Source organism: Veillonella atypica, assembly GCF_041431435.1.
Classification (GTDB): domain Bacteria; phylum Bacillota; class Negativicutes; order Veillonellales; family Veillonellaceae; genus Veillonella; species Veillonella atypica.
The window spans coordinates 286733-301424 of record NZ_JAPVXV010000001.1 but is presented as its reverse complement, the minus strand read 5'-3'; the positions used below and the strand labels follow the sequence as shown (position 1 = coordinate 301424).

Sequence of the window (14692 nt, the reverse complement as noted above, 5' to 3'; positions counted from 1 at the left end):
CCGTATGAGTACAGGTATTGTAATTAAAAATATGAATGGTTACTTTTATATTCAAGATGAATTTGGAACCATTCATGAATGTAAGGTGCGGGGACGTATTAAAAAGTCGAAATATAGTTTGCTTGTAGGTGATCGTGTAGAGTTTTCAGAAGATGGATTCGTTGAGACTATCTTGCCACGTCACAATTCAATGATACGTCCTGCTGTCGCTAATATCGACCAAGTTATCCTTGTTGTTGCTTCTCATAATCCTGACATTAATGAGTTATTACTCGATAAAATGTTAGTAATGATTGAACATGCTGATATACCGGTCATTTTGTGCATAAATAAGTACGATGTCGGTGATGCATCGACAGATGTATTAATCGATAAGTACAAATCGATTGGATATCATGTTATCACTACATCTGCCATAAATCATATCGGTATTGATGAATTACGCAATCATTTGCAACACAAGATTACTGCTTTTGCAGGACCTTCCGGTGTTGGTAAAAGTAGCCTCTTAAATGCAGTGGATGAAAAATTTGCATTCCAGACGGGTGAGATAAGCGATAAGATTAAACGTGGGAAGCATACAACACGTCATGCCTCATTGTTTAGTTTAAATGCTGATTCATTTATCATGGATACACCTGGCTTTAGTTCTATTGAATTTACTGATATTACATTAGAACGATTACCTACACTATTCCCTGAATTTTCTGATTATGTAGAAGCTTGTAAATTTAATCCTTGTTATCATGAGCATGAACCGATTTGTGGTATCAAGGAGGCTTTGGCAAATCATAAAATTTTTGAAAGTCGCTATGATGCGTACACGAATATTCGAAAAGATATACAAAACCAAAGAAAGAGGTTTTAAAATGATTAAAATAGCTCCATCTATGTTATCCGCAGATTTTTCAATATTGCGTGATGAAATTAAAAGTGTTGAACTTGCTGGTGCTGATTATCTTCATATCGATGTTATGGATGGACATTTCGTGCCTAATCTTACATTTGGCGGACCTATTGTAAAAGCTATCCGCCCACATACTGCATTGCCTTTTGATGTACATTTGATGGTCACTAATCCGGCTGATTATGTTGAAGAATATGTAAAAATTGGTGTTGAGTACTTTACCTTTCATCAAGAAACAGTTCCTCACATGCACCGATTGATACAAAAGATTAAATCCGCTGGTATGAAAGCAGGGGTTGCGCTCAACCCAGGGACACCAGTTTCGATGTTAGAAGATGTGGCCGGAGACTTGGATATGATTTTAATCATGTCCGTCAATCCAGGATTTGGAGGACAATCCTTTATTCCACGGGCTATAGAAAAAGTAAAACAAGCGAAACTTTTATTGGATTCAGCTGGTAATAATGATGCTGTTATAGAGGTTGATGGTGGTATTAACGATATTACTTGTATACCAATTAAGGATGCAGGTGCTACCATGTTAGTTGCTGGATCTGCTGTATTTGGTGCACCTGATAGAGCGAAGATGATCGAAGCAATACGTAATAACTAATATAAAATATATCTAGATTCGAGTAAAAATCATAAGTCTTTTATTGTAGATATATACTATGCTATAAAGAGTCAGTAATTCTTTTGTAATTACTGACTCTTTACTTGCTTTTAGAATGTTTTTTTGTTAAAATTACTAAGTATGAAAAATATGCACGTCAGTGGACTTCGGTACTGTGCCTAATTTTGGGTGACCCGAAGGATGAAGCGGCGGAGGTTAATTAACAGGAGGTGCCACAATGGCAGTTGTATCAATGAAACAATTATTAGAGGCTGGTGTACACTTTGGTCATCAGACTAGAAGATGGAACCCTAAAATGGCGAAATTCATCTTCACTGAACGCAATGGTATTTATATCATTGACTTGTCTAAAACAGTTAAAAAAGTAGAAGAAGCTTACAATTTCTTACGTGAAGTTGCTTCCCAAGGCGAAGTAATCTTGTTCGTAGGTACTAAAAAACAAGCTCAAGAAGCTATTAAAGAAGAAGCTATCCGTGCTAACATGTTCTTCGTTAACGAACGTTGGTTGGGCGGTATGTTGACTAACTTCAAAACAATTGAAACTCGTATTAAACGTTTAAAACAATTGGAAGCTATGGCAGAAGATGGTACTTTCGAAGTATTGCCTAAAAAAGAAGTTATCGGTCTTCGTCATGAAATGGAAAAATTGGAAAAATATCTTGGCGGTATCAAAGATATGCCTAAAATGCCAGGTGCTCTTTTCGTAGTTGATCCTAAAAAAGAAAAAATCGCTATTGCAGAAGCTAAAAAATTGGGTATTCCAGTAGTTGCAACAGTTGACACTAACTGTGATCCAGACGAAGTTGAATTCCCAATCCCAGCAAATGATGATGCTATCCGTGCAGTAAAATTATTGGCTGGTAAAATGGCTGACGCTGTTCTTGAAGGCCGTCAAGGCGAATCCTTCGAAGAAGGCAATGCTGAAGCTGCAGAATAATTCTGTTAGCACTTAATCATAATTGATTAGCATTTGAAAGATAAATCTATAACATATATAATTAGGGTAAGGACTATATCCTTACCTTAATTAGTACTAGGAGGAACAAATAATGGCAATTACTGCTGCTATGGTAAAAGAATTGCGCGACATGACTGGCGCAGGTATGATGGATGCAAAAAAAGCATTAGTTGAAACTGACGGTAATATCGATAAAGCGGTTGACCTTCTTCGTGAAAAAGGTTTGGCTGCTGCAGCTAAAAAAGCTGGTCGTATTGCAGCTGAAGGTGTAGTACAATCCTACATTCATGCTGGTGGTCGTATCGGCGTTTTAGTTGAAGTTAACTGCGAAACTGACTTCGTTGCTAAAACTGATGATTTCCAAAGCTTAGCACGCGACATCGCAATGCAAATCGCAGCTGTTAACCCTACATACTTAAACCGTGAAGAGGTTCCTGCTGAAGTAATCGAACATGAAAAACAAGTATTGTTGGAACAAGCTAAAGCAGAAGCTGAAGAAGACGTTAAAGCAGGCCGTAAACCAAAACCTGAAGCTGTTTTGGAAAAAATGGTGAATGGCCGTATTGAAAAATTCTATAAAGAAAATTGCCTATTAGAACAAGCGTTCATTAAAGATGGTGACAAAACAGTTACTGATATCATTAATGAAAATATTGCAAAAATCGGTGAAAACATCAACGTACGTCGTTTTGTTCGCTACGGTTTGGGCGAAGGCATTGAAAAACGCCAAGATGACTTCGTAGCAGAAGTAATGGCATCTGTTGGTAAATAATTAATACATAATAAGAGAACACCGTACCGTGTTCTCTTATTTTGCAATAGAGGAGTATACAAATGGCAAAGAGACACTTTAAACGTATTGTTTTGAAGTTGAGTGGTGAAGCATTAGCGGGTGATCAAGGTTTTGGTATTAACCCTGATGTAGTTGAAAAGTTTGCACAAGAAATCGCAGCTTTGGCAAAATCCACTGATTTAGAAATCGCTATTGTTGTTGGTGGCGGTAACCTATGGAGAGGGTTAGCTGGTAGCAATCAAGGTATGGATCGTGCTACAGCTGACTATATGGGCATGTTGGCAACAGTGATGAACTCCTTAGCATTGCAAGATGCATTAGAACAAGCTGGCGTGGATACTCGCGTACAAACAGCTATTGAAATGCAGGAAATTGCAGAGCCTTATATTCGTCGTCGTGCAATTCGTCATTTGGAGAAAAAACGTATCGTTATCTTTGGCGCAGGCCTTGGGAAACCTTATTTCTCCACTGATACAACAGCTGCATTGCGCGCTGCAGAAATTGAAGCTGATGCAATTTTGATGGCTAAAAAGTTTGCTGATGGTGTATATGATTCTGATCCAAAAACAAATCCTAATGCCGTTAAATTTGATGAATTAACATATAATGACATTATTACAAAAGAATTAAAAGTAATGGATTCTACATCCACTACATTATGTAAAGACAATAATATCCCTATTATCGTTTTCAGCATGGATATTCCTGGTAATATTACCAAAGCTGCAAAAGGTGAAGAAGTAGGGACTATCGTTCGCGGAGAATAAACCACTATGGAATTAAAAGAATTAATGCAACAACAAGAAGAACGTATGAATAAGTCCATCGAGTCTTTAAAGCATGAATTTGCTTCTATTCGTACCGGTCGTGCTAGTACTGCATTACTTGATAAGGTGATGGTTGATTACTACGGATCTCCTACGCCAATTAATCAAGTAGCTAATATTTCTGTACCAGAACCTCGTATGATTTTAATTGCACCATGGGATAAATCCATGATTGGTGCTATTGAAAAAGCTATTTTACAATCAGATTTGGGATTAAACCCAGGTAATGATGGTACGGCTATTCGTTTGACAATTCCTCAATTAACAGAAGAACGTCGTAAAGAAATTGTTAAAGTAGTTCATAAGAAAGCTGAAGATGCAAAGGTAGCAGTTCGTAACATTCGTCGTGATGCTAATGATGCATTGAAAAAAGAAGAAAAAGCTAAAACGATTACTGAAGATGATGCTAAAGATGGTTTAGATCAAATTCAGAAATTAACGGATAAAAAGATTAAACAAATCGATGAATTGAAAGCCGTTAAAGAAAAGGACGTATTAGAAGTATAATGACTAATTCTAGTAGTCTTATTGGAATGCCTTGGCAGCTTGCAAAGTCTCAATTGCAGGCTGCCCATATTCCTTTTAAGGTAATAATAGGCGATAATTTTAATCGCTTTTTTGAGATAGCCTCTGAAGGCTATTATGTCGCAAGAATCACTGAATCTGAGGATATGCTTCATATCATTCTATATAGACCTATGGTTGCAAGTGATTTTGGACATACTCTGGAGGTAATGTATGCTGAGGAAACTATTTAAACGCCATACCTCATCTACAGTTAATATAGATGAACACAATGTGCCTCGTCACGTAGCTATTATTATGGATGGCAATGGACGTTGGGCAAAGCGTCGTGGCATGCCTCGGTCAATGGGACATCGAGCAGGTGCTGATGTATTAAAAGAAATTGTTATTGCTGCTGATGAAATCGGTATTAAAGCATTAACAGTATATGGATTCTCAACGGAGAACTGGAAACGGCCTGAGCAAGAGGTTTCTCTTTTGATGGCCTTGATTAAAGAATATTTACAAAAAAACGTACAATATATGCATGAACATAATGTTCGTATACGTTTCATTGGATATATTCAAGGACTTTCAGAAGAATTACAAACGATTATTTCTGATTCCGAAGCATTAACTAAGAATAATACAGGCCTAACCTTACAATTAGCTATTAATTATGGTGGGCGTGATGAGATAGTACGGACTGTACAAGGAATAGCACACTCTGTGTTAGAGGGACAACTTGCAGTTCAAGATATTACTGAACAATATGTTAGCAGTCATTTGTATACGCAAGAGTTTAGTGATGTCGATTTACTAATACGTCCTAGCAAAGATTATCGTATTAGTAACTTTTTATTATGGCAGTTAGCATATGCCGAATTTTGGTTTACTGATTTACATTGGCCAGATTTTACAAAAGAAACATTATTAGAAGCTATAGCAGCCTATCAAAAACGAGAACGTCGTTTTGGTGGCTTGCAAGAGGAATAATCGATGCTTAAAACACGTGTTATCACTGCAGTTATCGGGTTTATCATTGCATTAGGTGCCATTACACTAGGTGGCTTAACATATGATATACTCATTACATTATTAGCACTTATTGGATGGCGAGAATTTATACTGTTAAGTAAGGCTAAACATGTTCGTGTACCGGTATTGTGGGGATACCTTTCAATTATCGCTATCATGATATCCTTGTGGTTTGGCAGTTATACAGTAAGTATGGCTTGCTTTGTATTCGCCATCATTTCCAATTATCTAATGTGTACATTTGGTGAAAATACATATTCTATGAGTAGCGTTTCTTATAGCTTATTTGGTTTGCTATATATAGTAATGGGACTAGGCTCATTATTATTGATACGTCATGACTGGCTCTACAGTTCATTAACAATGCCTATTGTTGGTGAAAGTTGGGGCGTAGTTATGCTATGGTTATTATTGTTTTCAACATGGGCTAGCGATACCTTTGCGTACTTTGCCGGTCGTGCATTTGGTAAACGTAAAATTGTACCGTCCATAAGTCCTAATAAAACATTAGAAGGTTTTATTGGCGGTTTTATCGGCTGTGTTGTAACTGGTATTGTGTATGCTGTAATCAGTCATATACCAGTTTATATAGGTGCCTATGTTGGCATCATTTGTGGTGTATTAGCACCTTTAGGTGATTTATTTGAATCTAAATTAAAACGATTATGTAATGTAAAAGACTCAGGTACACTATTACCTGGTCATGGTGGGGTTTTAGATCGTTTTGATAGTTTAATGTTTACTGCACCGGTTACATTATTATTAATTTTATGTTTTGCATAATAAACATAAACAGAAAAGAAGGCTTTTATGAAGTATGTAAGTATATTGGGAAGCACTGGCTCAATTGGTACACAAACATTAGATGTTATTAAGCAACATCCTGACCAATTTAAAGCCGTTGCATTAGTTGCTCACCGTAATATTGATTTATTAGAACAACAAATTAATGAATTTAATCCATTAATAGCTGGTGTAGTTGATGAACAAGCATATATGCTTCTTAAAGAACGTTATCATGGTTCCACTAAAATTATAGGTGGTAAAGAAGCTTTGATTAGTGCAGCCACAATTCAAGAAGCTACTATGGTGGTTACGGCAATTGTTGGTGCTGTTGGTATTGAGCCAACTGTAGAGGCCATTAAGGCCCGCAAGACTATCGGCCTTGCCAATAAAGAAACATTGGTAGCAGGTGGACCTTTAATTACGGCACTTGCTAAGGAATATAATGTTGCTATTTTACCTATAGACAGTGAACATAGTGCTATTTTCCAATGTTTGGAAGGACAAACTAAATCGAATGTAGATTCATTGATATTAACTGCTTCAGGTGGGCCACTTCGAACCTGGCCTAGTGAACGTATTGCTTCTGCTACGGCAGAGGATTGTTTAAAACATCCTACATGGAATATGGGGAGCAAAATTACTATTGATTCTGCTTCTTTATTTAATAAAGGGCTAGAGGTCATTGAAGCCCATTGGTTATTCGACTTTGATTTTGATCATATCGATGTGGTGGTTCACCCTCAAAGTATTATTCATTCTATGATTCGTTTAAATGATGGTGCTATCCTTGCACAAATGGGTAATCCTGATATGCGTGAACCAATTCAATATGCTTTAACATATCCTAAACGGATGCACCTTGATATGAAACATTTGGACTTTAAAGAATTACACACTCTTGAGTTTATGCCTCCTAGAGTGGATGATTTTCCTGCTTTAAATTTAGCATATGAAGTTGGTAAAATTGGTGGTTTTAAGCCAGCCGTATTTAATGCAGCTAATGAAACTGCCGTATATGCATTTTTAGATGGAAAAATCATATTTAGCGATATCTATAAAATCGTTACCGCTGTTTTGGAATCCATGGGAAGAGAAGATGATTTTACTCTCGATAACTTACTAGCTATCGATCAATGGGCTCGCATAAAAGCTTCAGAATTTATAAATAGGAGATAGTATGATTACGGCTTTAGCCACAATATTTGTATTTGGTCTAATCGTGTTTATTCATGAACTAGGTCATTTTATAACTGCAAAATTATCGGGCATGCGTGTTGATGAATTTGCTATTGGTTTTGGTCCTGTTTTGCTAAAAAAACAGTATGGCGAGACCTTATACTCTGTTCGTTGTATTCCGTTAGGTGGTTTCAATCGCATCGCTGGAATGACACCTGATGAGCCATTAGATGATGGTTCATTCTATACAAAACCAGCTTATAAAAAACTTATTGTTATTTCTGCTGGTGCTATTTTTAATTTCTTATTGGCTATAGTCATTTATTTCGGCCTAAATGCTACAGTGGGGACAATGGTTTCTACTGATAAGCCTATAATTGGCAGTGTTATTACAGGTGGTGCTGCAGATTTAGGAAAATTACAGGGTGGAGACATTATACTTTCCATTGATAACCAACCTATTTCCAAGTGGTCAGAGATTTCTGAACGTTTGAAAGGCACAGCTAATCATGGTGTTACCGTTGTAGTAAATCGTAATGGTGAAACAGTTGAAACTACTGTAATTCCAAAGATGGAAAAGGATACACCAAAGTTAGGTATATATCAAGCGTATGAAACAATACCTCATAGTATAGGGGATTCTTTCATACTAGCGGTTCAGAAAACAGGATATATTATTGTAGCTATGGTAGATGGACTACGTGAAATGGTTGTAGGTACAGAGCAGGCTGAAGTATCTGGACCGGTTGGCATTTCACATATGGCAGGTTCTATAGCTCAACAAGGCTTTGCACCTCTATTGAGTTTTGCTGCATTGCTAAGTATTAATTTAGGTGTTATCAATCTTTTGCCGTTACCAGTTCTTGATGGTGGGCATCTCATCATCATTTTAATAGAGGCCATTACAAGACGTAAATTACCGCCTAAAGCTTTGATGTATATTCAAATGATTGGTATTGCGCTATTAGTTACAATATTTGTATATGCTACTGCAAAAGATATACTACAATTACTATAAATAAGTCATAGTTAGGAGTTATATATGATTACTAGAAAACCAACAAATGGTATCTATGTAGGCAATGTAAAAATTGGCGACTATGCACCTGTTAGTATTCAGTCAATGATTACTACTGATCCTGTACATACGGAAAAGGCAATTGCTGAAATCAATCGATTAGCTGATGCTGGTTGTGAATTAGTTCGAGTTGCAGTTCCTACAATGGAATCTGCAAAAGCATTAAAAGCAGTACGTGCAGGAATAACTATTCCTCTTATAGCAGATATTCATTTTGATTATAAATTAGCATTAGAAGCCATTGATAATAATGTAGATGGCCTTCGAATCAATCCAGGCAATATCGGTGGAGAGGATAAGGTGTTGGCCGTTATTGAAAAGGCTAAACCTAAGCAAATTCCAATTCGTATTGGTGTCAATGCTGGTTCTTTACCACAACATATATTAGACGCTTATGGAGGTCATCCAACAGCTGATGGTATGGTTGAGACCGCATTGGAACACGTACGTATTTTAGAGAAATTGGACTATAAACAAATGAAGATTTCTATTAAAGCTACCGAAGTACCACTTATGGTAGAAGCTTATAGAAAGCTTTCAGATAAAATACCATATCCATTGCATTTAGGTGTAACTGAGGCCGGTACCATTAAACAAGGTACGATTAAATCGGCAATGGGTATTGGTGCATTGCTATTAGATGGTATCGGTGATACCTTGCGCGTATCCTTAACAGGTGACCCTATTCATGAAATTGAGGTGGGTAAAAGTATTTTAAGCAATTTAGGTCTTAGAAACTTTGGAGCTACCATGATTTCATGCCCAACATGCGGTCGTTGCCAAGTTAATTTATTTGATATGGCAAGCATTGTAGAAGAACGTCTAGCATCCATTTCTGCACCTATTAAGGTTGCCGTAATGGGATGTGTCGTTAATGGACCTGGTGAAGCTAGGGAAGCCGATTTTGGTATTGCCGGTGGCAAAGGTCAAGGTATCGTATTCAGAAAAGGGGAAGTTTTAAAAACCGTACCCGAATCTGAACTAGTAGATACTTTATTTAGAGAAATAGATCAATATTTAGAAACAATTGATAAGGAGTAATTGTATGTTAGCCAGTAAATTATATGCCCCAACATTGCGGGAAGTTCCATCTGATGCAGATGTGGTAAGTCAACAGCTTATGTTGCGCGCAGGTTTTATGCGTAAGGTTGCTAATGGTTTATATAGTTTTTTACCTTTGGGCTGGCGAAGCATCAAAAAAATTGAAGCTATCATTCGCGAAGAAATGGACCGTTCTGGTGCACAAGAGATTATGATGCCTATTTTGCAACCAGCAGAGATTTGGAAAGAATCTGGTCGTTGGAATGCGTATGGTGCTGAAATGATGCGTATCAATGACCGCCATGATGTGGAGTACTGCTTAGGACCAACTCATGAAGAAATGATTACAACATTGGTAAAAAATGAAATTAATTCATATCGTCAATTACCAGTTAATCTTTATCAAATCCAAAGTAAATTCCGCGATGAACGTCGTCCACGATATGGTTTAATGCGTAGCCGCGAATTTATCATGAAGGATGGTTACTCCTTTGACATTGATGATGCAGCGGCAGATGTATCTTACAAAAATATGTATGATGCATATAGTCGTATTTTTACTCGTTGCGGTCTTACTTTTAGACCTGTAGAAGCAGATAGCGGTGCTATTGGTGGTAGCAATACCCATGAATTTATGGCTATTGCTGAAGCTGGTGAAGCAGATATTATTCACTGTTCCGCTTGTGACTATGCAGCGAATATTGAAATCGGTAAACCTGGCATTATGAAGCAAGCAGAAGAAGCTTTAAAAGAATTAGAAGTAGTAGATACACCTCATGCATCTACTATTGAAGCTGTTGCAGAAATGCTCAATTTACCTTTGGAAAAAACTATTAAAGCAGTAGTATATGCTATTGAAGATAAAGTAATTCTAGCTATGGTTCGCGGTGATCATGATGTGAACGAAGTGGCTGTTCAACATGCTGTTAATGGTTCTGTAGAGCCTGAAATGGCAACACCTGAACAATTGGATAAGGTTGGATTGACAGCTGGTTTTATCAGCCCAGTAGGTCTTAAACAAACTGATGATTTTGCTATTGTTGTAGATGAATCTGTTATGGAAACTTACAATGTTTGTGGTGGTGCCAATAAAGCTGATGCTCATTACATTAATATCAATCCTAAACGCGATTTTAATACAGAAGATATTATCGTAGCACCTATTCGTTTGATTACTAAAGACGATGTGTGCCCTGAATGCCATAGTCCTTTAGAATACAGTAAAGGTATCGAAGTAGGCCAAGTATTTAAGTTAGGTACTAAATATTCTGAAAGTTTACAAGCTACATACCTTGATCAAAATGGTCGTCCTAATGCAATGGTTATGGGCTGTTATGGTATTGGCGTTAGCCGTACATTAGCTGCAGCTATTGAACAATATCATGATGAAAATGGTATTGTTTGGCCTCGTGCTATAGCTCCATTTGAAGTAGTTATTGTTCCTATTAACGCAAAAGATGAAGCTCTAATGTCCACAAGTACATCTATTTACGATACATTGTTAAACAATAAAGTAGATGTATTATTAGATGACCGTAAAGATCGGGCTGGTGTTAAGTTTAAAGATGCTGATCTTATTGGCTATCCATTGCGTATTACAGTAAGTAAAAATACGTTGGAAAGCAATGAGGTTGAAATCCGCGTTCGTAAAACAGGTGAAGCTATTAATTGTCCAATCGATGAAGTATCTAGCAAGGTACAAGAATTATTGAGCCAATTATAATTAAATTGCGATTCTAGTGAAAGCTCATTGGAATCGCAATTTTTATATTTATATATATGTGAATTCATTCAATTTCATATTGAAAACTTTTAGTTAATACCTTGTAAAAACTTGAATAAACAAGCGGAATAAGTCATAATAAAATGATAGGGTAATGTAATAATTTGGAGGTAATTATGCGTGTAGATTTTCATATGCATTCTACATTTTCTGATGGTGTAGAAACACCAGAACAGCTATTACAGCATGCTATTGAAGCTGATTTGAAAATGATTGCATTAACTGATCACGATGAAATTGCTGGTATAGATGTAATGTTACAAAATAATAGTTCTATTCAAATTATTACAGGTTGTGAGTTCAGTGGTCACTATAAAGGTAAGGATATTCATATCTTAGGTTATGGATTTAATCATCATGATGAAGGATTACGGAAATTCATTGAATTTTTCAAAGAAAAACGTGAATCAAGAATAAAAGAAATTATTAGTCGATGTATTGCTCATGGCTATGACATTTCTTTTTCTGAATTACAAAATTTATATCCAAATACTAAGTCCTATGGTAGACCACATGTTGCTAGATTATTAATAGATCATGGCTATGCCAAAGATGTACAAGATGTATTTGATGGTATATTAAATTCAAAAAGCCCGTGTTATATACCTAAAGTAAAATTAGAAGTACCAGAAATATTAGATATTATTCATAATGCAAATGGACTAGCTGTATTAGCGCATCCCAAATTAGTCCGTAATGATGAGTATGTCGCGGAACTATTAAACTATAGTTTTGATGGTGTAGAAGTATATCATTCTAAACATGATTATGATGATGAAATAAAATATTTAACCATGGCAAAAGAACGAAATTTATTTGTTACAGGTGGATCTGATTATCATGGAATACCTAATCGATACCCTTATCATTTAGGTGAATATGTTGTAGATAGTAATCTAGTAAATCAATTTATTGAACGCATACGTTGTATATCTGCGTAATTATAGATGTGAGGTGTACTATGGAAGTTATTGCTTTTGTAGGTGGTAGTGGGACCGGTAAAAGTCATCGGGCTCTCGTACTAGCTCATGAAAATAGTGTGGAATGCATTATTGATGATGGTATTTTAATTCATGATAATAAAATTGTAGCTGGATTTTCTGCCAAAAAAGAATCTAGCCGATTAAAGGCTGTTCGTCGTGCTATATTTCAAGATCCGGTTCAAGTTAAAGAGGTTCGTAGTCAATTAGATGTTATCAAGCCGAATCGATTGATGATTATCGGTACATCCGATAATATGGTCAAAAAAATTACAAAGGCATTGGGGATTCAAGAACCAGATCGATATATTCGCATCGAAGATGTGGCAACCCCTAAAGAAATTGAAAAAGCACAGTATGCTCGTTTAAAGGAAGGTAAGCATATTATTCCTGTGCCAACCATGGAATTAAAGCCTCACTTTAAAGGATATCTTATCGATCCAATTAAGACGATTTGGAGACGACGTACATTGCGTAAACAAGATCCTGATAAAATTGGTCAAATTGGATCTGAAGGCTTTGAACGTTCCGTTGTTAGACCAGCCTTTAGTTATTATGGTCGTCTAACATTTGATGATGATGTCATCATTAAATTAATTAGAAATGGCCTAAAAAAGGTTCCTGGTGTTGATGCCTCATCAGACATCGCTTTCAAAAAGAGCTCTAAAGGGCAGAATGGTTTAATATTAGATATGTCAGTTGTTATTGAACAAGGTCATCCAGTTAAACCAATGATGCAACAGGTACAAAAATCTGTACGCAACGAATTAGAATATATTACGGGCATGTCTGTAGAGCGGATGTCTATAAAAGTAAAAAATATTGTAGAAACAAAACGTAAGATTATAAAACATATTTAGGAGATAGAATGAAGTCATATTATATATATACCTATGGTTGTCAAATGAATACCGCTGATTCTGAGCGTCTTTCACATCAACTTGAAACAGTAGGCTATATACCGACCGATGATGTAGAATCGGCAGATTTAATATTATTGAATACCTGTGCAGTACGTGAAACGGCAGAAACGAAAGTATTTGGTCGTATCGGTGAATTAAAACGTTTAAAACAAAAAAATAAAAATTTGATCATTGCTATTACAGGTTGTATGGCACAAAAAAATCAAGCTGAAATGTTTAAACGCGCACCTCATATCGATATTGTCCTAGGTACTCATAATATTCAACATATTAATGAAATGATTGCTGAGGTTCAACGTACCCATAAGCATCAAATCAATGTTGACATGGATAATACAGTACTTCCAGAATTACAGGCAAAACCTAATGGTACATTTTTTGCTTGGGTACCGATTATGAATGGTTGTAATAAATTTTGTACTTATTGCATCGTTCCTCATGTGCGCGGTCGCGAAATTAGCCGTCCCGTAGAAGCAATTGTAAAAGAAGTAACAGAGTTGGGTGCAAAAGGGTTTAAGGAAATTACGTTGTTAGGACAAAATGTAAATTCCTATGGCTTAGATTTTAAAGATGGTACCGATTTTGGCACATTAGTAGATGCCCTTGATCATATCCCAGGCATCGAACGTATTCGTTATATGACGAGTCATCCTCAAGATATGACCAAATCAATGATTGATGCATTGGGGCGCTCTAGTAATATCGTTACGCATTTACATTTACCAATTCAATCCGGTTCTGATAGAATTTTAAAGAAGATGAATCGTCATTATACGGTGGAACATTATAAAGAATTATTATCCTACTGTAGAGAGAAAATTAAAAATGTAGTTGTAACAACCGATATAATCGTAGGTTTTCCTGGGGAGACTGAGGAAGATTTTGAACAGACGCTTCAATTATTAAAAGATGTTCGCTACGATATGGCTTATACTTTTATTTACTCTAAACGGTCTGGTACGCCTGCTGCTACCATGGATGAGCAAGTTCCAGAAGAAGTAAAACGCGTTCGTCTACAACAATTGATGGATATTCAAAATGAAATTTCTTTAGAACTCAATAAAACTATGGAAGGCAAAGTATTTGATATTATTGTAGAAGGTCCAAGTGCTAAAGATGAAACCATGTGGTTCGGTCGTACGTCCGGGAATAAAATGGTACTATTCCCAAAAGATGATGAGTTAACTATCGGTGATACTGTACCAGCCTATATTGATAAAGCACAAACATGGGTCTGCTACGGTACCATTCAAAAGGGGTAAGA

General features: G+C 36.4%; 16 protein-coding genes. All 16 read left to right on the top strand.

All coding sequences use genetic code 11. From position 1 onward, the window contains the following. Positions 1-4: 4 nt before the first annotated feature. The 16 genes from rsgA to miaB all read left to right on the top strand — a co-directional run bounded on the left by rsgA (position 5) and on the right by miaB (position 14690). The gene (gene rsgA / locus O3598_RS01405) at positions 5-868 is read left to right on the top strand and encodes a ribosome small subunit-dependent GTPase A (protein WP_105084306.1); all 864 of its coding nucleotides are present in this window, start codon (positions 5-7) and stop codon (positions 866-868) included. Position 869: 1 nt separating this feature from the next. Next, complete coding sequence (gene rpe / locus O3598_RS01400) at positions 870-1520, top strand: ribulose-phosphate 3-epimerase (protein WP_371451476.1); 651 nt, start codon at positions 870-872, stop codon at positions 1518-1520. Between the two features lie 238 nt (positions 1521-1758). Next, entirely contained in the window at positions 1759-2478 is a 720-nt protein-coding gene (gene rpsB, locus O3598_RS01395) for a 30S ribosomal protein S2 (RefSeq protein ID WP_005379396.1), read from the top strand. Between the two features lie 112 nt (positions 2479-2590). Beyond that, a complete protein-coding gene (gene tsf / locus O3598_RS01390) occupies positions 2591-3271 on the top strand; it encodes a translation elongation factor Ts (protein ID WP_005379419.1) in 681 nt (226 codons plus the stop codon). A gap of 62 nt (positions 3272-3333) precedes the next feature. Then, positions 3334-4059, top strand: coding sequence for a UMP kinase (gene pyrH, locus O3598_RS01385; RefSeq protein ID WP_005378934.1), 726 nt, complete (start codon positions 3334-3336; stop codon positions 4057-4059). 6 nt (positions 4060-4065) lie between these two features. Continuing rightward, complete coding sequence (gene frr, locus O3598_RS01380) at positions 4066-4626, top strand: ribosome recycling factor (RefSeq protein WP_005378949.1); 561 nt, start codon at positions 4066-4068, stop codon at positions 4624-4626. After that, a complete protein-coding gene (locus O3598_RS01375; protein WP_005383252.1) occupies positions 4626-4877 on the top strand; it encodes a hypothetical protein in 252 nt (83 codons plus the stop codon). Before frr ends, O3598_RS01375 begins: the two co-directional genes overlap by 1 nt. Then, positions 4858-5619 carry an undecaprenyl pyrophosphate synthase gene (gene uppS, locus O3598_RS01370; RefSeq protein WP_105084309.1) on the top strand — a complete coding sequence of 254 codons (762 nt, stop codon included), beginning with the start codon at positions 4858-4860 and terminating at the stop codon, positions 5617-5619. The genes O3598_RS01375 and uppS overlap by 20 nt, the downstream gene beginning before the upstream one ends. Before the next feature lie 3 nt (positions 5620-5622). Beyond that, positions 5623-6444: a phosphatidate cytidylyltransferase gene (locus O3598_RS01365; protein ID WP_005378915.1), complete on the top strand. Its 822-nt coding sequence runs from the start codon at positions 5623-5625 to the stop codon at positions 6442-6444. Between the two features lie 27 nt (positions 6445-6471). Beyond that, positions 6472-7623: a 1-deoxy-D-xylulose-5-phosphate reductoisomerase gene (locus tag O3598_RS01360; protein ID WP_005379009.1), complete on the top strand. Its 1152-nt coding sequence runs from the start codon at positions 6472-6474 to the stop codon at positions 7621-7623. 1 nt (position 7624) lies between these two features. Further along, positions 7625-8641, top strand: a complete 1017-nt coding sequence (gene rseP / locus O3598_RS01355; RefSeq protein ID WP_005378844.1) for an RIP metalloprotease RseP — start codon at positions 7625-7627, stop codon at positions 8639-8641. 24 nt (positions 8642-8665) lie between these two features. After that, a complete protein-coding gene (gene ispG / locus O3598_RS01350) occupies positions 8666-9742 on the top strand; it encodes a flavodoxin-dependent (E)-4-hydroxy-3-methylbut-2-enyl-diphosphate synthase (protein ID WP_005379002.1) in 1077 nt (358 codons plus the stop codon). Between the two features lie 4 nt (positions 9743-9746). Further along, entirely contained in the window at positions 9747-11465 is a 1719-nt protein-coding gene (locus O3598_RS01345; RefSeq protein WP_005378809.1) for a proline--tRNA ligase, read from the top strand. 176 nt (positions 11466-11641) lie between these two features. Beyond that, positions 11642-12466 (top strand): PHP domain-containing protein, encoded by an 825-nt coding sequence (locus O3598_RS01340; RefSeq protein WP_005378892.1) that lies wholly within the window; start codon positions 11642-11644, stop codon positions 12464-12466. 20 nt (positions 12467-12486) lie between these two features. Next, positions 12487-13365, top strand: coding sequence for an Asp23/Gls24 family envelope stress response protein (locus tag O3598_RS01335; protein WP_016475545.1), 879 nt, complete (start codon positions 12487-12489; stop codon positions 13363-13365). 8 nt (positions 13366-13373) lie between these two features. Next, positions 13374-14690, top strand: a complete 1317-nt coding sequence (gene miaB / locus O3598_RS01330; RefSeq protein WP_156718499.1) for a tRNA (N6-isopentenyl adenosine(37)-C2)-methylthiotransferase MiaB — start codon at positions 13374-13376, stop codon at positions 14688-14690. The last annotated feature ends 2 nt before the right edge of the window (positions 14691-14692 follow it).